The sequence below is a fragment of the Blautia sp. HCN-1074 genome, from assembly GCF_037890165.1.
GTDB lineage: Bacteria > Bacillota > Clostridia > Lachnospirales > Lachnospiraceae > Blautia_A.
Map to the genome: position 1 here is coordinate 48,097 of NZ_JBBKBP010000012.1, position 19,601 is coordinate 67,697.

At 42.9% G+C, this 19,601-nt stretch carries 24 protein-coding genes; 22 read left to right on the forward strand and 2 right to left on the reverse strand.

Going from position 1 to position 19,601, the window contains the following annotated elements; all coding sequences use genetic code 11:
* The first annotated feature begins 30 nt into the window (after positions 1–30).
* The 13 genes from pfkA (at position 31) to WKT11_RS11455 (ending at position 12,407) form a co-directional block, all read left to right on the forward strand.
* Entirely contained in the window at positions 31–1,029 is a 999-nt protein-coding gene (pfkA, locus tag WKT11_RS11395; protein ID WP_117676868.1) for a 6-phosphofructokinase, read from the forward strand.
* Between the two features lie 3 nt (positions 1,030–1,032).
* A complete protein-coding gene (locus WKT11_RS11400; RefSeq protein WP_243010101.1) occupies positions 1,033–2,427 on the forward strand; it encodes a TrkH family potassium uptake protein in 1,395 nt (464 codons plus the stop codon).
* A 28-nt stretch (positions 2,428–2,455) separates the two neighbouring features.
* Positions 2,456–3,109: a potassium channel family protein gene (locus WKT11_RS11405; RefSeq protein ID WP_117676870.1), complete on the forward strand. Its 654-nt coding sequence runs from the start codon at positions 2,456–2,458 to the stop codon at positions 3,107–3,109.
* Between the two features lie 9 nt (positions 3,110–3,118).
* Positions 3,119–3,892 (forward strand): TrmH family RNA methyltransferase, encoded by a 774-nt coding sequence (locus tag WKT11_RS11410; protein ID WP_118516648.1) that lies wholly within the window; start codon positions 3,119–3,121, stop codon positions 3,890–3,892.
* Between the two features lie 98 nt (positions 3,893–3,990).
* Complete coding sequence (locus tag WKT11_RS11415; RefSeq protein ID WP_117676872.1) at positions 3,991–4,425, forward strand: NfeD family protein; 435 nt, start codon at positions 3,991–3,993, stop codon at positions 4,423–4,425.
* Positions 4,426–4,427: 2 nt separating this feature from the next.
* Complete coding sequence (locus WKT11_RS11420) at positions 4,428–5,369, forward strand: SPFH domain-containing protein (RefSeq protein ID WP_117676873.1); 942 nt, start codon at positions 4,428–4,430, stop codon at positions 5,367–5,369.
* Positions 5,370–5,536: 167 nt separating this feature from the next.
* Complete coding sequence (argF, locus tag WKT11_RS11425; RefSeq protein WP_117846163.1) at positions 5,537–6,538, forward strand: ornithine carbamoyltransferase; 1,002 nt, start codon at positions 5,537–5,539, stop codon at positions 6,536–6,538.
* Positions 6,538–7,347 (forward strand): biotin--[acetyl-CoA-carboxylase] ligase, encoded by an 810-nt coding sequence (locus tag WKT11_RS11430; protein WP_117846164.1) that lies wholly within the window; start codon positions 6,538–6,540, stop codon positions 7,345–7,347. The genes argF and WKT11_RS11430 overlap by 1 nt, the downstream gene beginning before the upstream one ends.
* A 38-nt stretch (positions 7,348–7,385) precedes the next feature.
* A complete protein-coding gene (locus WKT11_RS11435) occupies positions 7,386–7,751 on the forward strand; it encodes a DUF6145 family protein (RefSeq protein ID WP_117846165.1) in 366 nt (121 codons plus the stop codon).
* Between the two features lie 94 nt (positions 7,752–7,845).
* Complete coding sequence (gene dusB / locus WKT11_RS11440) at positions 7,846–8,805, forward strand: tRNA dihydrouridine synthase DusB (RefSeq protein ID WP_117846169.1); 960 nt, start codon at positions 7,846–7,848, stop codon at positions 8,803–8,805.
* Positions 8,806–9,074: 269 nt separating this feature from the next.
* Complete coding sequence (gene greA, locus WKT11_RS11445; protein WP_117676877.1) at positions 9,075–9,557, forward strand: transcription elongation factor GreA; 483 nt, start codon at positions 9,075–9,077, stop codon at positions 9,555–9,557.
* A 315-nt stretch (positions 9,558–9,872) separates the two neighbouring features.
* On the forward strand, positions 9,873–11,912 hold the full coding sequence (gene lysS, locus WKT11_RS11450; RefSeq protein ID WP_118516647.1) for a lysine--tRNA ligase: 2,040 nt from the start codon (positions 9,873–9,875) through the stop codon (positions 11,910–11,912).
* Positions 11,913–12,167: 255 nt separating this feature from the next.
* The gene (locus WKT11_RS11455; protein WP_117676879.1) at positions 12,168–12,407 is read left to right on the forward strand and encodes a hypothetical protein; all 240 of its coding nucleotides are present in this window, start codon (positions 12,168–12,170) and stop codon (positions 12,405–12,407) included.
* Positions 12,408–12,537: 130 nt separating this feature from the next.
* On the opposite strand, the gene WKT11_RS11460 is transcribed toward WKT11_RS11455, so the two are convergent.
* Positions 12,538–12,717: a hypothetical protein gene (locus WKT11_RS11460; protein ID WP_117676880.1), complete on the reverse strand. Its 180-nt coding sequence runs from the start codon at positions 12,715–12,717 to the stop codon at positions 12,538–12,540.
* Between the two features lie 162 nt (positions 12,718–12,879).
* On the opposite strand from WKT11_RS11460, the gene WKT11_RS11465 reads away from it, so the two are divergent.
* The 5 genes from WKT11_RS11465 (at position 12,880) to WKT11_RS11485 (ending at position 15,717) form a co-directional block, all read left to right on the forward strand.
* Positions 12,880–13,050, forward strand: coding sequence for a hypothetical protein (locus WKT11_RS11465; protein WP_181993306.1), 171 nt, complete (start codon positions 12,880–12,882; stop codon positions 13,048–13,050).
* A 262-nt stretch (positions 13,051–13,312) separates the two neighbouring features.
* Positions 13,313–13,462, forward strand: a complete 150-nt coding sequence (locus tag WKT11_RS11470; protein ID WP_340284397.1) for a hypothetical protein — start codon at positions 13,313–13,315, stop codon at positions 13,460–13,462.
* Positions 13,463–13,626: 164 nt separating this feature from the next.
* The gene (locus tag WKT11_RS11475; protein ID WP_117676882.1) at positions 13,627–13,848 is read left to right on the forward strand and encodes a hypothetical protein; all 222 of its coding nucleotides are present in this window, start codon (positions 13,627–13,629) and stop codon (positions 13,846–13,848) included.
* The gene (locus WKT11_RS11480) at positions 13,845–14,093 is read left to right on the forward strand and encodes a hypothetical protein (RefSeq protein WP_147324776.1); all 249 of its coding nucleotides are present in this window, start codon (positions 13,845–13,847) and stop codon (positions 14,091–14,093) included. The genes WKT11_RS11475 and WKT11_RS11480 overlap by 4 nt, the downstream gene beginning before the upstream one ends.
* Positions 14,035–15,717 (forward strand): phospho-sugar mutase, encoded by a 1,683-nt coding sequence (locus WKT11_RS11485; protein WP_117676883.1) that lies wholly within the window; start codon positions 14,035–14,037, stop codon positions 15,715–15,717. The genes WKT11_RS11480 and WKT11_RS11485 overlap by 59 nt, the downstream gene beginning before the upstream one ends.
* Positions 15,718–15,826: 109 nt before the next feature.
* Here WKT11_RS11485 and WKT11_RS20015 read toward each other — a convergent pair whose 3' ends face one another.
* The gene (locus WKT11_RS20015; protein ID WP_445291941.1) at positions 15,827–16,006 is read right to left on the reverse strand and encodes a DUF6783 domain-containing protein; all 180 of its coding nucleotides are present in this window, start codon (positions 16,004–16,006) and stop codon (positions 15,827–15,829) included.
* A 266-nt stretch (positions 16,007–16,272) separates the two neighbouring features.
* Between WKT11_RS20015 and WKT11_RS11490 the strand changes: the two genes are divergently transcribed.
* From WKT11_RS11490 to WKT11_RS11505, 4 genes are all read left to right on the forward strand, one after another.
* Positions 16,273–16,590 (forward strand): DUF1292 domain-containing protein, encoded by a 318-nt coding sequence (locus tag WKT11_RS11490; RefSeq protein WP_118516646.1) that lies wholly within the window; start codon positions 16,273–16,275, stop codon positions 16,588–16,590.
* A 99-nt stretch (positions 16,591–16,689) separates the two neighbouring features.
* The gene (locus WKT11_RS11495; RefSeq protein ID WP_118516645.1) at positions 16,690–17,814 is read left to right on the forward strand and encodes a DUF362 domain-containing protein; all 1,125 of its coding nucleotides are present in this window, start codon (positions 16,690–16,692) and stop codon (positions 17,812–17,814) included.
* Positions 17,815–17,827: 13 nt separating this feature from the next.
* Positions 17,828–18,376 (forward strand): LOG family protein, encoded by a 549-nt coding sequence (locus WKT11_RS11500; protein WP_340284402.1) that lies wholly within the window; start codon positions 17,828–17,830, stop codon positions 18,374–18,376.
* A 206-nt stretch (positions 18,377–18,582) separates the two neighbouring features.
* A complete protein-coding gene (locus tag WKT11_RS11505; protein WP_117676886.1) occupies positions 18,583–19,536 on the forward strand; it encodes a nucleoside hydrolase in 954 nt (317 codons plus the stop codon).
* Positions 19,537–19,601: the final 65 nt, after the last annotated feature.

Below are 19,601 nucleotides of genomic sequence, written 5' to 3' on the forward strand. Positions count from 1 at the left end.
AGATAGATTCATAAGATGGAGGAAGAAAAAATGGCAGAAAAGAAGATAAAAACCATTGGTGTCCTCACCAGTGGTGGTGACGCACCTGGAATGAACGCTGCAATCCGTGCGGTAGTCAGAAGAGGCTTAAGCCAGGGACTGAGTGTAAAAGGTATTTTGAAAGGATACGATGGACTGCTAAATGAAGAGATCATTGACATGAGTGCCAAAGACGTTTCTGATACAATTGAGCGTGGCGGTACAATCCTTTACACAGCACGTTGCGCAGAGTTCCGTACAGAAGAAGGACAGAAGCGTGGTGCAGAGATCTGTAAGAAACATGGTATCGACGGACTTGTTGTTATCGGTGGTGACGGATCTTTCGCAGGTGCTCAGAAGCTTGCAAATCTTGGTATCAACACAATTGGTCTTCCTGGAACAATTGACCTTGATATCGCATGTACAGAATACACGATCGGGTTTGATACAGCTGTAAATACGGCAATGGAAGCAATCGATAAAGTACGTGATACTTCTACTTCTCATGAGAGATGCAGTATCATCGAGGTTATGGGACGTGGTGCCGGATACCTTGCTCTGTGGTGTGGTATTGCCAATGGTGCAGAGGATGTTCTGATTCCTGAGAAATATGATTATAATGAGCAGAAGCTGATCAACAACATCATTGAGAGCCGTAAGAAAGGCAAAAAACATCATATCATCATCAATGCAGAAGGTATCGGTCATTCAGAAGCAATGGCAAAACGTATCGAAGCTGCTACCGGTATTGAGACACGTGCTACAATCCTTGGACATATGCAGCGTGGTGGAAGCCCGACATGTAAGGACCGTGTATACGCATCTATGATGGGTGCTCTGGCTGTAGATCTTCTTGTTGCCGGTAAGAGCTGTCGTGTAGTTGGATATCGTCATGGCGAATTCGTAGACTTCGATATCAACGAAGCACTTGCTATGCAGAAAGGTATTTCCGATTATCAGTGGGAAGTATGCCAGTCACTTTCTCATAACTATGATAAAAACAACAAATAACAAATGAATAAAAGGATGCAGTTATATAACAGACTGCATAAATTAAATACTGCTCAGATAATTACCCTCGGTTTTGCGGGGGTGATTATCTTAGGGGGATTGCTTCTGTGGCTGCCGTTTTGTACGGCGCCCGGATACCATACTTCTTTTACAGATGCCATGTTTACGGCAACTACAAGTGTCTGCGTGACAGGACTTGTGACCGTTGTTACGGCAACGCAATGGACATTGATCGGCAAGATCATCATTCTTGTTCTGATCCAGATCGGAGGTGTGGGATTGATTTCTCTGGGCAGTATTATTTTTATAAGTCTGCGTAAAAAAATATCGCTGAGAAATCGCCGCATTATCCAGGAGTCCTATAACATGGATAGAATGAGCGGAATGGTGAATTTGGTAAGAAAAGTGTTACTTTGTGTACTGGGTGCCGAGGGAATCGGGGCTGTTTGTTATTCGTTCCGATTTATTCCTCAGTTCGGTCCGGTAAAGGGAATCGGCTATTCTGTTTTTACGGCAGTGTCAGCATTCTGTAATGCCGGAATTGATTTGATTGGTGAGGATAGTCTGGCACCGTATGTTGCGGATCCGGTGGTGAATTTTACAACGATCGGACTGGTTATCATGTCAGGACTTGGATTTGTCGTATGGTGGGATATCTGGGATAAGATCAAACAGGTTGTCAGGGGGAAACTTCCTCTGAACAGGGCATTTAAAACACTTCGCCTTCACAGCAAGATGGTATTGGTTATGACTGTTTCGCTGATTGTCGGAGGAACGGTGCTGATTTTTCTGTTTGAACATGGAAATATATATAGTATTGGAGCTTATTCCACCGGGACGAAATGGATGGCTTCTTTATTCCAGTCAGTAACGACAAGAACTGCAGGATTTTTTACGGTAGGGCAGGACAGATTTTCCAATGCAACGTATCTGTTATGTCTGGTATTGATGTTGATTGGCGGTTCACCGATGGGAACAGCCGGCGGAATTAAGACCACTACTGTAGCGGTTCTTCTTCTGGGTCTGAAATCAAATCTTCAGGGAAAGAAGGATGTAGAAGTACACCACAGAAGAATCAGAGACAGCTATATCCGTTCTGCTATTGTAGTAACGGGAATGGCATTTGGAGTACTGATTGTCATGAGTATTCTGCTATGTGCGGTTATGCCGAAAACAGCAGTGCAGGATGTTGTTTATGAGATCACTTCAGCAGTTGCGACGGTAGGCCTGACCAGAGGCCTGACACCACAGTTGAATGCAATTGGTAAATGGATTGTGATTCTGACCATGTATCTTGGAAGAATCGGTCCGCTGACTCTGGGAACAGCAGTGACGGTACGTGCGCAGAAGATGCCATCAGATTCTCATCTTGCGGCTGAGGATATTATGATTGGATAATTGGATTAGAAGGAGAAATTGGGAAGAAATGAAGAACAAATCTTATGCAGTGATCGGTCTTGGCCAGTTTGGAATGACCGTAGCGCTCACGCTGGCAGAGGCGAACTGTGATGTGCTTGCCATTGATGACAAAGATGACAATGTGCAGGATATTGCAGAGAAAGTTTCATATGCTGTCAAAGCAGATGTACGTGATCCGGGTGTTCTGGAGTCACTTGGCGTACAGAATGCAGATGTTGCAGTCATTGCGGTAGCTGAAAATATGGAAGCCAGTATCACTGCCACCATGCAGGTGAAAGAACTTGGCGTTCCTTTTGTAATGGCGAAAGCAATGAATTCTCTTCACGGAAGAATCCTTGAGAAGATCGGAGCGGATAAGGTCATCTATCCGGAACACTCTATGGGAGTCCGTGTGGCAAGAAATTTACTCTCCAGTGGCTTTATCGATATGTTCGAACTTTCTTCCGATTTCAGCATGGCGGAATTTAAGATTCCACAGGAATGGATAGGAAAAACACTCCGGGATCTGAAAATCAGGGAGAAATATCATATTAATCTGATCGGGCTGAAACAGGGTGAGCGGATTAATATGAATGTGCAACCGGATAAAGTACTTCCGGCAGACTGTACGATAGTGGCTGCAGGAGCAAACAGTGACCTGAATAAGGTTTCGGGAAATTGAGGATAATATATGATCACCAGTGTAAATAATGGACAGGTAAAAAATACCATACAATTAAACCAGAAGACAAAAGCCCGCAGAGAACAAGGGCTTTTTGTTGCAGAAGGAAGAAAAATGTTTGGCGAGGCACCAAGGGAATGGGTTTCTAAAGTGTATGTGTCAGAGACACTTACCGGCGATACAGGACTGATGGCCCAGGTGGAGAAACTTCCATATGAAATAGTTGCAGATTCTGTTTTCCGTCAGATGAGTGATACACAGACTCCACAGGGAATCCTTACTGTGTTGAAAAAACCCTCCTATACAATAGAGGATATTCTTGGCGGAGAGAACCCGCTGGTCATGATCCTGGAGGATCTGCAGGATCCGGGAAATGCAGGAACGATTCTCCGTACAGGCGAGGGTGCCGGAGTAAGTGGAATCCTTCTGACAAAGACTTGCGTGGATATCACTAACCCGAAAGTTATACGATCTACGATGGGCTCTGTCTACAGAATGCCTTTTCTATATGTAGAAAGTGTGGTATCATTAACACAGGAACTGAAAGACAGAAATATCCGCACTTTTGCGGCACATCTGCATGGAAAGAACTCTTATGATCAGGAATCCTACACAGGAGGAACTGCGTTCCTGATCGGCAATGAGGGAAAAGGTCTGACAGATGAGGCTGCGGAGAGTGCAGATTGTCTGATCAGGATTCCTATGTGTGGAAAAGTAGAATCCCTGAATGCCGCCATGGCATCTGGAATTCTCATGTATGAGGCTGCACGTCAGAGAAGGTGAAAGAATAGCTATTCTGGCAGCGATATTTGTCTGTTGAGATACTGTACCAGAATAGTTGCTTTGACTGATGTCAGCACATATCAGAAAGGGGGAGTTTCATGCAGCCTTTGATCTGGCTTGGATTTCTTGCATTATTGCTTGTGATAGAAGCAATCACAGCAGGCCTCACCACCATCTGGTTTGCCGGAGGCGCATTGGTCGCAGCTATTGCGTGTTATGCAGGGGCGAACCTGACTGTACAGATACTGTGTTTTTTGTGCGTTTCTCTGGTACTTTTGATTTTTACCAGACCTTTGGCCATGAAGTACTTCAACAAAGAAACCACACAGACCAATGTAAACAGTCTGATTGGAAAGAAAGCAGTTGTGATTCAGGACATTGACAATCTGGCACAGACAGGTCAGGTTCGTATCAATGACATTGAATGGACTGCACGTTCTGCCGATGACGAAAAAATCGGCAAAGACACCGTCGTGACGATTCAGGAGATCCGCGGTGTGAAACTCATTGTAAAACAAAATAAGGAGGATTAGTTATGGGCGTGGTTTTTCTGATAGTCATTATCATTATCGCAGTATGGGTACTTGCATCCTGCATCCGCATCGTGCCACAGGCATATGCAGTGATTCTGGAACGCCTTGGCGCTTATCAGGCAACCTGGAGCACCGGAATTCATTTCAAGATTCCGTTCATTGAACGAGTAGCAAGAAAGGTAAATCTGAAGGAACAGGTAGTGGATTTTCCACCGCAGCCGGTTATTACAAAGGATAACGTAACCATGCAGATCGATACAGTTGTATTCTTCCAGATCACAGATCCGAAGCTTTACACCTATGGAGTAGAGAATCCAATCATGGCCATCGAGAATCTGTCCGCAACAACCTTAAGAAATATTATCGGTGACATGGAACTGGATGAGACACTGACATCCCGTGAAACTATCAACACCAAGATGAGAGCTTCTCTTGATGAAGCAACTGATCCATGGGGAATTAAGGTTAACCGTGTGGAATTAAAGAATATCATTCCTCCGGCAGCCATCCAGGATGCGATGGAGAAACAGATGAAAGCCGAGCGTGAACGTCGTGAGGCAATCCTGATCGCAGAAGGTCAGAAGAAATCTACGATCCTTGTAGCAGAAGGTAAAAAACAGTCCGCAATTCTGGACGCAGAAGCTGAGAAACAGGCAGCGATCCTTCGTGCCGAAGCGCAGAAAGAGCGTATGATCAAGGAAGCGGAAGGTCAGGCTGAGGCAGTTCTGAAGGTACAGAATGCCAACGCAGAAGGTATCCGCATGATCAGAGAAGCGGGAGCAGATGAAGCAGTTCTGACATTGAAGAGTCTGGAAGCCTTTGCTAAAGCAGCAGATGGAAAAGCAACCAAGATCATTATTCCGTCAGATATTCAGGGAATCGCCGGTCTGGCAAGTTCTTTGAAAGAGATCGTAACTGATCCGAAGTCTGAGACTGATAAATAATAATTTATAAAGTGGATTATTAATGAAGCAGATAGAGATTTTCGTTATTGTTTACTCTGTTTTCAATAATGAGATATCTGCTTCATTACATAGGAATAAAAGGACATAAATGTTACTGTACACGAAGTGAACAGTAACAAATAAATGACATCGGGGAGAGAATTATCATGAATTTAAAAGGAAGAAATTTTCTGACACTGAAAGATTTTACACCAGAAGAGATCACATATCTCATTGATTTATCCGCAGAACTTAAAGCAAAGAAAAAAGCCGGAGAGCTTCATGAATATTACAAGGGCAAAAACATTGCGCTGATTTTTGAAAAAACAAGTACAAGAACCCGCTGCTCTTTCGAAGTAGCTGCTCATGACCTTGGAATGGGAAGTACATATCTGGATCCTACAGGTTCTCAGATCGGTAAGAAAGAAAGCATTGCAGATACAGCAAGAGTTCTGGGAAGAATGTATGATGGTATCGAATATCGTGGATTTGGTCAGGAAGTTGTAGAAGAACTTGCAAAACATGCAGGTGTTCCGGTATGGAACGGTCTGACAAACGAATACCATCCGACACAGATGATCGCAGATATGCTGACAATCCGTGAACATTTCGGTGATTTAAAAGGCCGCAAACTGGTATATATGGGCGATGCCCGTTACAACATGGGTAACTCTCTGATGATTGCCTGCACAAAACTTGGTATGCATTTCGTAGCCTGCACAACTAAGAAATATTTCCCGAATGCAGAGCTTGTTGCTCAGTGTGAGGAATATGCAAAAGCATCCGGCGGAAGCATCACTCTTACAGAAGATGTTCAGACAGGAACAAAAGACGCCGATGTTATCTATACAGATGTATGGGTATCCATGGGTGAGCCGGACGAAGTATGGACAGAGAGAATCCATGATCTGACACCTTATAAAGTAACAAAAGATGTTATGAAGAACGCAGGAGAGAAAGCAATCTTCCTTCACTGCCTGCCGGCATTCCATGATCTTAAGACAAAGATTGGCAAGGAAATGGGAGAGAGATTTAACCTGACAGATATGGAAGTAACAGACGAAGTATTTGAGTCTGAACAGTCCAAAGTATTTGACGAGGCAGAAAACCGTATGCATACCATCAAAGCAGTTATGGTAGCAACATTAGGAGAGCCGGAGAACAAATAATGGCACAGAATGATCTGTATAATGAAGAAACAATTTCAAAGGCAATAAATACAAAATGGGCGGGCAAAACCGTCCATTTTGCAAAAGAAACAGATTCTACGAATTCATGGATCAAGCGCCTTGCAAAAGAAGGTGCAGAGCATGGAACACTGGCAGTTGCAGAATTTCAGTCAGCAGGCAGAGGCCGTTTTGACAGAAAATGGGAAGCGCCGGAAGGAAGTTCTATTATGATGACTTTGCTTCTCAGACCGGAATTTTCTCCGCAGTATGCGTCTATGCTGACGCTGGTTATGGGACTTGCAGTGGCACAGGCGGTAGAAGAACTGGGCTTTGAGGTAAGTATCAAGTGGCCGAACGATGTGGTCATATCCAGAAAAAAGATCTGCGGAATCCTGACGGAAATGGGAACAAATGGAGTGAAGATCAATTATGTCCTCATCGGAGTGGGAATCAATGTAAATCTTAAAGAATTTCCGGAAGAAATGCAGGATAAGGCGACATCATTGATCCTTGAAAGTGGTCAGGAGTACGACAGAAATCAGGTAATCTCGCAGGTGATGAAATACTTTGAGATTAACTATGAGAAATTTGTGCAGACCTGTGATTTCACACATCTCCTGGAAGATTACCATAAGATTCTGGCAAACCTGAACCAGCCGGTAAGAGTGCTGGATGGAAGCAAGAGTTTTGAAGGAATCTGCAGAGGAATCGATGAAAAGGGTGAACTGCTTGTGGAGAAGCAGGATAAAGAAATCACAAAAGTCAGCGCGGGAGAAGTTTCAGTGCGCGGGCTTTACAGTTATGTGTAATAAAGAAGTGATATAGCGAAAGAGGGAAATAGTAATATATGTATCAGAACAACATTACTCTCTGCGGCGCAAGCGCCTACGAGAAGAAATTTTATTTTAACCAGGACTTCAATGCACTTCCGGATCATGTAAAGAAAGAACTGCAGATCATGTGCGTTCTTTATACAGAAGATGTAGGCGGAATCCTGACATTGGAATTTGACGAAAATGGAAGACTCCAGTTCAAGACAGAGGCACTGGAGGCAGATGCCCGCTATGATGAAATCGGAAGCGGACTGAAAATCAAGCAGATTCAGCAGGAGAAGAAAGAACTTCTGGAATCCCTGGAAATGTATTACAAAGTATTCTTCCTGGGAGACATTCCTGAAGAAGAACTGAAGAAAACACCGGGCAGTGAGGAATAAATTCATGCAAGGGACAGATAGAATGGAAAGCATGAAAGAGAATCCTGCGCGGACAGGTAGCAGACTGGTGGGGGCAGATGGGAAACCAATCCAGATGCAATGGAAAATCGGTAACGTCCAGATTGACAATCCATTTGTGCTGGCACCGATGGCCGGAGTGACGGATCTGCCGTTTCGAACTCTGTGCAAGGAGCAGGGAGCGGGGCTGATCTGTATGGAAATGATCAGCGCCAAGGCAATTTCTTTCCATAATAAAAACACTTACGCATTGATGGAAATTGACCCTTGTGAGCACCCGGTTTCCATGCAGCTTTTTGGCAGTGAACCAGACCTCATGGCGGAGGTGGCGAAATCTATTGAGGACAGAGAGTTTGACATTCTGGATATCAATATGGGATGCCCGGTGCCAAAGGTTGTAAACAATGGCGAGGGTTCTGCATTGTTGAAAACCCCGGATTTGATTGAAGAGATTGTCCGAAAAGTGTCATCTGCTATTAAAAAGCCTGTAACTGTCAAAGTGCGTATTGGCTTTGAAAATGAACCGATAGATATCGTGGAAATCGCAAAACGTATTGAGGATGCGGGTGCGGCAGCACTTGCCGTACATGGCCGTACCAGACAGCAATATTATTCAGGTACCGCAGACTGGGATACCATCCGCAGAGTAAAAGAAGCAATCACGATTCCGGTGGTCGGAAATGGGGATGTAGATTCTCCGCTGAAGGCAGAAGCTTTGATAAAACAGACTGGCTGCGATGCGGTCATGATCGGACGTGCAGTGAGAGGAAATCCATGGCTGTTCAGGGAACTGAATCACTACTTCCAGACAGGAGAACTGCTGGGACGCCCGTCGGCAGAGGAAATCTGTGAGATGGTCCTGCGACATGCGAGAAAGCAGATAGAGCTAAAAGGTGAGTTTGTAGGAATTCGTGAGATGCGCAAACATGTCGCCTGGTATACCGCAGGAATGCGTCACAGCGCCGGACTTCGAAGAGAGTCAAATACGATTGAGAGCTACGAAGCATTGGAACAGCTTTTGTCCAGATTGGGATAAAATGAAAGCCGTGCCAGCCGATGAAACGGTGTTTTTTTGATGATGGAAAATGATAGAAAATCAGGTATATGATTTAATCAAAAGGCGCCGGGAATGCTTGACAATCCGGGCGCTTTTTTGTATAATACAGAAATTGTGAATATCCTAGAATAAGTCTGCCCTTTTTCAGGTATGATGTATCAGGAAGCACATAAATCCATGTAGTGATCCGGGGTGTATATAAGACACCATAGACTATATACCGGATGTTGAAAGGGAGTAAGGTTATTATGGAAGAAAAGAAAAACTTACTAACTTATGCAGGACTTAAAAAATTAGAAGAAGAGCTGCATGATTTAAAGGTAGTAAAGAGAAAAGAAGTAGCAGAGAAAATTAAGGAAGCCAGAGAACAGGGCGACTTATCAGAGAATGCGGAATACGATGCAGCGAAAGACGAACAGAGAGACATTGAAGCACGTATCGAAGAAATCGAGAAGATCTTAAAGAATGCTGAAGTTGTAGTTGAGGACGAAGTAGATCTTGACAAGATCAGCGTTGGATGTAAAGTAAAAGTACACGATTTTGAATTCGAAGAAGATATCGAACTGAAAATCGTAGGTTCCACAGAGGCTAACAGCCTTGAAGGCAAGATTTCCAACGAATCTCCTGTTGGAAAAGCACTTATGGGTGCTCACACAGGCGATGTAGTAGAAGTTGAGATGCCAGCCGGAATCATGAAATACAAAGTTCTGGAAATCCAGAGAAACGTATAAGAAACGGATGACTGAGGTGCGCGTAAAGATTTTCCATGCAGAGCATGACGCGCACCTTTGTTACTGTTCACTTCGTGCCCAGCAACAAACACGCTTCGCGATGCACAGAATTTATGCCTAAGGCATAAATTCGCGCGGTATGTCTCGGGTTTTCTGTTGCCAGGCATCCGTAAGAAGCTGCCGGTGGCAGGTTCTGTAGGTGACCTTCGCTCACAAAAAACACCTCGCGGGATATTACCAGTGAATAGTAATTTATGTCTGACTAAAGCAATAATTAATCATATAAGAAATATAAGAATACAAGGAGGAATCAAGGTGGCACAGCAGAAGCAGCAGGAACAGGATTTAAACCAGTTACTGAAGGTACGTCGTGAGAAACTTGCAGATCTTCAGGCTAACGGAAAAGATCCATTTCAGATCACAAAATTTAACCAGACTCATCACTCACTCGAAGTGAAGAACCTTTACGAAGCACATGAGGCAGAACTTCTCAAAGACCGTCAGGAAGTAGATGTAACCGGTCTTGATGAAGAACAGGCAAAGGAAGCTGTTAAGAAAGATTACGAAGAAAGAAGAAGCATCATGGACGCAAGTCCGATTCACGTATCAATCGCAGGCCGTATGATGTTCAAGAGAGTTATGGGTAAAGCTTCTTTCTGCAACATCCAGGATTTACAGGGAAATATCCAGGTATATGTAGCAAGAGATGCAATCGGAGCAGACTCTTATGCAGACTTCAAGAAATCTGATATCGGCGATATCTTTGGTCTGGAAGGTTTTGCATTCAGAACAAGAACAGGTGAGATCTCCATCCATGCAGAGAGCATGACTCTTCTTTCCAAGAGCTTACAGATCCTTCCTGAGAAATTCCATGGTCTGACAGATACAGATACACGTTACCGTCAGAGATATGTGGATCTTATTATGAATCAGGACAGCAAGAGTGTATTTATCAAGCGTTCTCAGATCCTTAAAGAAATCCGTAACTTCCTTGCAGACCGTGATTTCATGGAAGTTGAAACTCCAATGCTTGTTGCAAATGCAGGTGGAGCAGCAGCAAGACCATTCGAAACACATTACAATGCACTGAACGAAGATGTTAAGCTTCGTATTTCTCTGGAACTTTATCTGAAGAGACTGATTGTTGGTGGTCTTGAGAGAGTTTTCGAGATTGGCCGTGTATTCCGTAACGAAGGTGTTGACACTCGTCATAACCCGGAGTTCACCCTGATGGAACTTTATCAGGCATATACAGATTACGAAGGAATGATGGAATTGACAGAGTCCATGTTCCGTTATCTGGCAGAGAAGGTCTGCGGTTCTGCGAAGATTTCCTACAATGGTATCGAGATCGACCTCAGCAAACCGTTTGAACGTCTGACCATGAATGATGCAATCAAGAAATATGCAGGAATTGATTTTGATGAAGTTGCAGATGATGAAGCAGCTAAGAAGCTTGCAGATGAGCATCATATTGAATATGAAGAACGTCATAAGAAGGGTGATATCATCAATCTGTTCTTCGAGGAATACTGTGAGAAAGAACTGATCCAGCCAACATTTATCATGGATCATCCGATCGAGATTTCTCCTCTGACAAAGAAGAAACCTTCTGACCCGAACAAGGTAGAGCGTTTCGAGCTTTTCATCAATACATGGGAAATGTGTAACGCATATTCCGAGCTTAATGACCCAATCGATCAGAGAGAGCGTTTCAAAGCACAGGATGCTCTTGCTGACGCAGGAGATGAGGAAGCGAACCACACAGATGAAGACTTCCTGAACGCACTGGAGATCGGTATGCCGCCTACAGGTGGTATCGGATACGGAATCGACCGTCTGGTTATGCTGCTTACAGACAGCCAGGCAATCCGTGACGTACTTCTGTTCCCGACAATGAAGTCACAGGGGGCTGCTAAGAACGAAGCAAACAACGTTGCGCAGGCTAAAACGGTTTCAGAAAAGCCAGTTGAGAAGATTGATTTTTCAAAGGTAGAAATCGAACCATTGTTCAAAGATGAGGTAGATTTTGAGACTTTCAGCAAGTCCGATTTCCGTGCAGTAAAGGTAAAAGAGTGTGTCGCAGTGCCGAAGTCAAAGAAACTTTTACAGTTTACTCTGGATGATGGAACAGGCGTAGAACGTACCATTTTAAGCGGTATTCACGCATTCTACGAACCAGAAGAACTGGTAGGTAAGACACTGATAGCTATCACAAATCTGCCACCTAGAGCAATGATGGGAATTGAATCTTGTGGAATGTTACTTAGTGCAATCCATGAAGAAGAGGGCGAAGAAAAACTTCATCTTCTGATGGTAGATGACCATATTCCGGCTGGTGCAAAATTATATTAATATCAGTCGTATAAAACGACAAAAATATACGACTTACGACAAACTTACGACAGAAGATTAGGAAGAGGATGCAAGGTTTAAATAAGGCGACTAAACATAAGATTTAGTCGTCTTATTATTTTACCTTAAAATACAACATGCAATATAATTTTGAATGTAAATTATATTGCAAAATACAATCAAATATGATACATTGAAAATGTACTTAATAGTATGTATTGAATTATTTTAAATCATTTGAAGGGAATGTGATGGATGGAAGAAAAGGGAGAGTCTATTAGCTTTGTGAATAGTAAGAATGAAAAAATTTTTGAAATTCCAGATGGGGATGCAATAAAGCTGATTTCAGAAAATGGAGACAGATATTATGCTCTTTGTCGAAGAATTGATGAATGCCATGTAAAAATTGATGGGGTTAGGTGGCATTTACAGGCATATGCACAAGCTATGGAAAAAAGGGGAATTATTTTCATGCCAGCGAAAAATAATCTGTAAATATTATATAGTACAAAATTCAGTAAGCTTCTTTCTACTGAGACTATAAAACATTAACCAACAAAAAGGACTGCCAGTTGAATTAATTTTCAATAAGGGCAGTCCTTTTTGATATTTTTAATGGTTGTGATTATTCTTCACTGTCCATAGCTTTGACGGCGTATTCTAAGCACTGGATAACAGCCTGATTTAAAGATAATTCTTTTTCCTGAGCGCGTTGCTCCAGATCATTTAGCAGATCAGCAGGAAGTCGAAAAGTTTTAGACCGGTATTCTCGTGATTTAGTTGATTTTAATTCAAATTTGGACATGGTTTTTCCCTCCTATATATACATCATATAAGATAAGATTAAATAATTATAGAATTATTTTTGCGATAAAATTTAACTTGTATTTTAAAATATATTATATAATGCATTTAAAAAATGACAGAATATCCGCTGGGGGAGCGTAGCAACCGAAGGGTTATTTTTATGAGAAAAAGTGAAAAGTTATTTTGCCATTATCTGTTTAAAGAATATAATACTATTTTGCTTGGTCTTCCAAAAAAGAATGCAGAGGAAGATACGGACGGAAACGCAGGGGAAACTATGATAGAACCGCTTTTTATAATGCGATGGAACGTTGGAATACACGGGAACTAGAAAAAATAAAATTTGTTGGAAAGTATTGGATGATTCTAGCGGATTTTATATATTGTATTTTGGGGTTGTCATTGAATGATATAGCTGGAGAATTATTGGAAGTAACAGAATATAAATGTGCATAATAGCACAGAAAAGATCCGTAACCGGATAAAAAAAGAACCGCGGGACACGCGGGGATAGCCTGTTTTAGCTTTGCCCTGAAGGGCAATTGAGCAGGAAGCTCCCACTTCAAAATCTGTAAGATTTAAGTGGCGAGAGCATGTCACTGTTTTTCTATTATCCATCAGATGAATATGTCAGTTATTTGATGACAGAAGAACAGTTGCTGTTTTCGGATGAGATTGATTGCAAGGATCTGTTTAATGGGAATAATCATAGAGAGAAGATTCTTGTATTTGAGGTCGTATAAAGGAATATTGGTGAATTATAAAAATACTGAATACAAACGAAGCTTTCGAACGTTATATTATATGAAAAAAGATTTATCTTTTATAAAAACATAGTCAATGGTACGAAAAGTGTCCAGAGACACTAAGAAGATGTCTATATAAAGAAAGAGAGCGTGAAGGATATATGTTGACATTTATATTTATTTGTCTGATGTTCGGGATTTTTGGAAAACTGATCGGACTTGCATTTAAGATGACCTGGGGAATTACGAAAGTGCTATTTACATTGGTATTCCTTCCGGTTATTTTGATTGCACTGGCGATTGGTGGATTGGTTACAATTGCTTTACCGATTCTGATCGTAGTTGGAATTATTTCACTGATATGTGGAGTGGCACGAAGATGAAAAATGGAATAACAATGATTCCTTTTGTATTAGGGAAAAAAGAAATGAAAATAACGGCAGGTTCAGATAAAACTTTTGTGAAATTTTCCTGTTTTGTTGCTGATTTACTTAAATTATGGTATAGTGAAGCTATATTGAGCAAATATATACAAAAAAATCTAAAAAAATATGGCAGGAGTGGTCAAAATGTATCAGGAAGAATACAAACGTTGGTTAGCAGCAGATCTGGAAGATGCAGATCTTAACCCGGAATTATCCAGAATTGAAGGAAACGATGAAGAAATCAAAGATCGTTTCGCAGTGGCTCTGAAGTTTGGAACAGCCGGACTTCGTGGGGTTCTGGGTGCTGGAACAAACCGTATGAATATTTACGTAGTACGTCAGGCAACACAGGGACTTGCCAACTGGGTAAAGACACAGGGCGGAAATCAGACAGTGGCGATCAGCTATGACAGCCGTCTTAAGAGCGATGTATTTGCAAAGAACGCAGCAGGTGTACTGGCTGCAAATGGAATCAAAGTAAGAATTTACGATGCACTGATGCCTGTACCGGCACTTTCTTTTGCAACACGTTACTATGAATGCAACGCAGGTATTATGGTAACAGCATCTCACAACCCGGCTAAGTACAATGGATATAAAGCATACGGTCCGGACGGATGCCAGATGACAGATGATGCAGCAGCAATCGTATATGATGAAATTCAGAAAACAGACGTACTTACCGGCGCGAAATATATGTCTTTCGCAGAAGGTGTAGAAGAAGGTCTGATCCGTTTCGTAGGAGATGACTGCAAACAGGCTCTCTATGAAGCAATCGAATCCCGCCAGGTTCGTCCGGGGCTTTGCAAAACAGCAGGCCTGAAACTGGTTTACAGTCCATTAAACGGTTCCGGTCTTGTACCTGTAACTCAGGTATTAAAAGATATCGGAATCACAGACATCACTATCGTTCCAGAACAGGAATATCCGAACGGATACTTCACAACCTGCAGCTATCCGAACCCGGAGATCTTTGCAGCTCTGGAACTGGGATTAAATCTTGCAAAAGAAACAGGTGCAGACTTAATGCTTGCAACTGACCCGGATGCAGACCGTGTCGGTATCGCAATGAAATGCCCGGATGGTTCTTATGAACTGGTAACAGGTAATGAGGTAGGTGTACTCCTTCTTGATTATATCTGTGCAGGCCGCATTGAAAAAGGCACAATGCCAAAGAATCCGGTAGCAGTGAAATCCATCGTTTCCACACCGCTTGCAGACGCAGTAGCAGAGCATTATGGTGTAGAACTCAGAAGTGTACTTACAGGATTTAAGTGGATCGGAGACCAGATCGCACAGCTTGAGGCAGCAGGTGAAGTAGACAGATTTATCTTCGGATTTGAAGAGAGCTATGGATACCTCGCAGGACCATACGTACGTGATAAAGATGCTGTCATCGGATCTATGCTGATCTGTGAAATGGCTGCATACTACAGAAGCATTGGAAGTTCTCTGAAACAGAGACTGGAAGAAATCTATGCACAGTACGGACGTTACCTGAACAAAGTAGACAGCTTCGAATTCCCGGGATTAAGCGGAATGGACAAGATGTCAGCTCTGATGCAGGGACTTCGCGACAAACCGCTCACAGAGATCGCCGGTCACCAGATCGTCAAAGTAACAGACTATCAGAAACCAGAAGAAACAGGACTTCCGGCAGCAAACGTACTCATCTACAAACTGGACAATGGCGAGACAGTAGTAGTTCGTCCATCCGGAACAGAACCTAAGATCAAGATCTATTACACAACTCTTGGCAAGAATCTGGAAGAAGCAGAAGCTGAGAAGGAGAAACTGGCTGAAGCACTGAAACCTATCATGGCATAAGTACAGGATTTTACCTGGAATCAATGCGTTGATATGAATCGGAAGAACCTGTCAGGTTTGATAAAAACAAATGAATAAAACTAAATGAATAAAATCAAAAAGGCTGTGTTTATGAAAGCATGGCCTTTTTATATGCCGGAGATTTTGGGAATTCACGAAATTGTAGTGTGTGCATTCCAGAGTACATTTGAAAATTTATTCGTGCAATCTGCACGCCCTGTTTTGTTGTATATTTTGCATTCATTCGGTTGACGTAGCATAAACAGACGTAGCCTGTTTTGATATTTATTTGTTACTGTTCACTGGTAATATCCCGCGAGGTGTTTTTTGTGAGCGAAGGTCACCTACAGAACCTGCCACCGGCAGCTTCTTACGGATGCCTGGCAACAGAAAACCCGAGACATACCGCGCGAATTTATGCGATTAGCATAAATTCTGTGCATCGCGAAGCGTGTTGCTGGGAACGGAGTGAACAGTAACATTTATTTTGACTAAATGGATATGCTTTGTTACAATGATTGATAACGAGATTTTATCCAGAAAGGTTTTGAAAATATGAGCGAGAATAGCGAAGAAATTTTAAATGATACTGTTGCAGAGAAGGATACCGCTGCAGAAAATGATTCAACAGCAGAATACGAAGTAGTCAGCATTCCGATTTCCGATGGTACAGAGCGGGACTTCGCAATCATGGATACCTTCGAAGTGGAGGGACAGAACTATATGGCCGTATCTCTGATAGAAGAGGATGAGATACAGGAAGGCGTTTACATTTACCGTTATCAGAACGCGGAAGATGGAGACGTAATTGTAGAGAAAATCACAGCACCTGCAGAATATAAAAAAGTATCAAAATACTATGAGTGTATGTAAGTTCTCAGAATTTAACCGAATTATCAAATGGCGATTCGGTTATAAATAAACAGGATAATCCTGGTTTTTCAGATTTGATAATTAAGGAGGAAACGACAGATGGAAAAATCAACAGTTTATTTCACGGATTTTCGATGCCCGGTCGGCACAAGCCAGCTTGATAAGCTGAAAAAACTTTGTATCACAGCCGGAATCAAAGACATTGATATGGATGGCAAATTCGTAGCAATCAAGATGCACTTTGGAGAGCTTGGAAACATGGCGTTCCTGCGTCCGAACTATGCAAAAGTAGTTGCTGACCTTTGCAAGGAGCAGGGTGGACTTCCATTCCTCACAGACTGCAACACCCTTTATCCGGGAAGCCGTAAGAATGCACTCGAACACCTTGACTGCGCAAATATGAATGGCTTTAATACCATCACAACAGGATGCCAGATTATTATCGGTGATGGCCTTCGTGGTACAGATGAAGTAGAAGTACCGGTAGTAAACGGAGAGTACTGCAAGACTGCACTCATCGGCCATGCAATCATGGATGCCGATATCTTTATCAGCTTAAGTCATTTCAAAGGTCACGAAGCAACAGGTTTTGGCGGTGCGCTGAAGAATATCGGAATGGGCTGCGGAAGCCGTGCCGGTAAGATGAAACAGCATGCCAGTGGAAAACCGGCAGTAAACGAAGAACTTTGCCGTGGCTGCCGTCGTTGTGCGAAGGAATGCGGAAGTGACGCGATTACGTATCCAGACAAAAAAGCAGTCATCGATTATGACAAATGTAAAGGCTGCGGCCGTTGTATCGGAGCATGTAGTTTTGATGCTGTATACAATCCAAACAGCAGCGCAAACGAACTTCTGGATCGTAAGATGGCAGAGTATGCACAGGCTGTCTGTCATGGCCGTCCACACTTCCATGTAGCACTGGTTCAGGATATCAGTCCGAACTGCGACTGCCATGGAGAGAATGATGCACCGATCCTTCCGGATATCGGAATGTTCGCAAGCTTTGACCCGGTTGCTCTGGATCAGGCCTGCGCAGATGCCTGTCTGAAAGCGACACCAATCGAGAACAGCCAGCTTGGTGAACACCTTGCACAGCCTGACTGGCATTGCCATCACGACCATTTCAAAGATTCCAACCCGAATATTGAATGGCAGGCAACACTGGATCAGGCCGAGAAGATTGGACTGGGTACAAGACAGTATGAATTGAAGGTTGTAAAATAGGGAGACTCGCAAGATGAATATTTGCATTTATGGCGCAGCCAGCCCACAGCTGGATCAGATTTATTATGAGAAAACCGAAGAACTTGGCAGACTGATGGCCAGACGTGGACATGGACTGGTATTCGGAGGTGGCGAGACAGGACTTATGGGAGCTGCGGCCAGAGGTGTGGACGCAGAAGGCGGTTATCTCCTGGGAATTGCACCACGGTTCTTTGATGAACCGGGGATCCTGTATCAGCATTGTACGGAATTTATCATGACGGAGACGATGCGGGAGAGAAAACATCTCCTGGAAGAGAAGTCACAGGCGACAATTGTAGTTCCGGGAGGTATCGGAACTTACGAAGAATTTTTTGAAATTCTTACACTTAAGAGTCTGAACAGACTGGATCGCGCGATTGTTTTCTATAATATTAATGGATACTATGATCTGATGAGACAGCTTCTGGCACATACTGCAAAAGAAAAGTTCATGGAACCGGCGATTCTGGATATGTGTAAATTTATGGACAAGCCGGAAGAAATTCTTGATTACATAGAGCAATATTTGGCAAAGAAATAATTTCGACGCGATAATCTTTCATTTCCCCTCGGAAGTACGAAAAAACGCTTCCGGGGGGTTTGTATTTCCAAAGTGAAGGGTAACTCACACGATGTATTCAGGTGTTTACAGTAAATTCTCTCTCTGCTATACTATAAATCAAATGCCGGGTGCTGGCAAAAGGGATAAAGGTATTTACAAATTATGATGAAAAGGGGACAAAAACTATGGAAAAAAGAAAAATTATTATGGACTGCGATCCTGGAATTGATGACGCTATCGCACTTGCTTACGCAGCAGCTCACCCGGAAGCATTTGAACTTCTGGCAGTGACAACTGTAGCCGGGAACCAGACCATTGACATCGTAACAAGAAATGCTCTGGACCTGTCAGCACTTTACAAATTGAATGTGCCGGTAGCTGCCGGAATGGTAGAACCAATCATCAGAGAACATCACACAGCATCTGAATTTCATGGAAAAAACGGACTTGGTGACTGCACGATTCCGAGAGCCGATGCAGAACCGGAAAAAGAGATGGCAGTCTTTTACATTAAGAGACTTCTCACCGAACTCCCGGAAGGAGAGAAAGTAACTCTAATCTGTACAGCACCGTTGACAAATATCGGTTTACTTCTTAAAATTTATCCGGAAGTAAAATCAAAAATCCAGGAGATCATTCTCATGGGTGGCGCAGTGGCAGGTGGAAATGTAACCGCATCCGCAGAGTTTAATATTTATGTAGATCCGGAAGCTGCAAAAATCGTATTTAAATCAGGCCTTCCAATTGTAATGTGCGGCCTGGACGTAACAGAGAAATGTGCCCTGACACGTTCCCAGATCCAGAAACTCAGCCAGTCTCAGAATAATCAGATTGCGAAGCTTTGTGGAGATATGGCGGGCTACAGCCTGGCAAACGGAAATAAATTCAGGGGACAGGTAAGTATCCATGATGCGGTTCCATATATGTATCTGACTCATCCGGAAATCTTCAAAGTCCAGAAAGTGGTACTGGACGTGGACTGCTCTGATGGTGAATCTGCAGGAAGAACCATCGCAGATTTCCGCTGGTGGATGCATGAAGAAGAGGAAGAGAACATCGCAGTTATGGATGCAGACGCTTCCAAATTCCAGGAATACCTCATAGAGGCAATCTATGAACTGGGAGAGAAAGTAAAATAGAATCATTACTGTTCACACTGCTTTGTGATCGGTAATCGCAGAATTTCATTGTAGCCTGCATCGAG

Excerpts from the sequence above, each read along its gene's own strand:
- pfkA (WP_117676868.1), top strand. The coding sequence starts at position 31 with ATGGCAGAAAAGAAGATAAAAACCATTGGTGTCCTCACCAGTGGTGGT.
- WKT11_RS11400 (WP_243010101.1), top strand. The coding sequence starts at position 1,033 with ATGAATAAAAGGATGCAGTTATATAACAGACTGCATAAATTAAATACT.
- WKT11_RS11405 (WP_117676870.1), top strand. The coding sequence starts at position 2,456 with ATGAAGAACAAATCTTATGCAGTGATCGGTCTTGGCCAGTTTGGAATG.
- WKT11_RS11410 (WP_118516648.1), top strand. The coding sequence starts at position 3,119 with ATGATCACCAGTGTAAATAATGGACAGGTAAAAAATACCATACAATTA.
- WKT11_RS11415 (WP_117676872.1), top strand. The coding sequence starts at position 3,991 with ATGCAGCCTTTGATCTGGCTTGGATTTCTTGCATTATTGCTTGTGATA.
- WKT11_RS11420 (WP_117676873.1), top strand. The coding sequence starts at position 4,428 with ATGGGCGTGGTTTTTCTGATAGTCATTATCATTATCGCAGTATGGGTA.
- argF (WP_117846163.1), top strand. The coding sequence starts at position 5,537 with ATGAATTTAAAAGGAAGAAATTTTCTGACACTGAAAGATTTTACACCA.
- WKT11_RS11430 (WP_117846164.1), top strand. The coding sequence starts at position 6,538 with ATGGCACAGAATGATCTGTATAATGAAGAAACAATTTCAAAGGCAATA.
- WKT11_RS11435 (WP_117846165.1), top strand. The coding sequence starts at position 7,386 with ATGTATCAGAACAACATTACTCTCTGCGGCGCAAGCGCCTACGAGAAG.
- dusB (WP_117846169.1), top strand. The coding sequence starts at position 7,846 with ATGCAATGGAAAATCGGTAACGTCCAGATTGACAATCCATTTGTGCTG.
- greA (WP_117676877.1), top strand. The coding sequence starts at position 9,075 with ATGGAAGAAAAGAAAAACTTACTAACTTATGCAGGACTTAAAAAATTA.
- WKT11_RS11455 (WP_117676879.1), top strand. The coding sequence starts at position 12,168 with ATGGAAGAAAAGGGAGAGTCTATTAGCTTTGTGAATAGTAAGAATGAA.
- WKT11_RS11460 (WP_117676880.1), bottom strand. The coding sequence starts at position 12,717 with ATGTCCAAATTTGAATTAAAATCAACTAAATCACGAGAATACCGGTCT.
- WKT11_RS11465 (WP_181993306.1), top strand. The coding sequence starts at position 12,880 with ATGAGAAAAAGTGAAAAGTTATTTTGCCATTATCTGTTTAAAGAATAT.
- WKT11_RS11470 (WP_340284397.1), top strand. The coding sequence starts at position 13,313 with ATGTCACTGTTTTTCTATTATCCATCAGATGAATATGTCAGTTATTTG.
- WKT11_RS11475 (WP_117676882.1), top strand. The coding sequence starts at position 13,627 with ATGTTGACATTTATATTTATTTGTCTGATGTTCGGGATTTTTGGAAAA.
- WKT11_RS11480 (WP_147324776.1), top strand. The coding sequence starts at position 13,845 with ATGAAAAATGGAATAACAATGATTCCTTTTGTATTAGGGAAAAAAGAA.
- WKT11_RS11485 (WP_117676883.1), top strand. The coding sequence starts at position 14,035 with ATGTATCAGGAAGAATACAAACGTTGGTTAGCAGCAGATCTGGAAGAT.
- WKT11_RS11490 (WP_118516646.1), top strand. The coding sequence starts at position 16,273 with ATGAGCGAGAATAGCGAAGAAATTTTAAATGATACTGTTGCAGAGAAG.
- WKT11_RS11495 (WP_118516645.1), top strand. The coding sequence starts at position 16,690 with ATGGAAAAATCAACAGTTTATTTCACGGATTTTCGATGCCCGGTCGGC.
- WKT11_RS11500 (WP_340284402.1), top strand. The coding sequence starts at position 17,828 with ATGAATATTTGCATTTATGGCGCAGCCAGCCCACAGCTGGATCAGATT.
- WKT11_RS11505 (WP_117676886.1), top strand. The coding sequence starts at position 18,583 with ATGGAAAAAAGAAAAATTATTATGGACTGCGATCCTGGAATTGATGAC.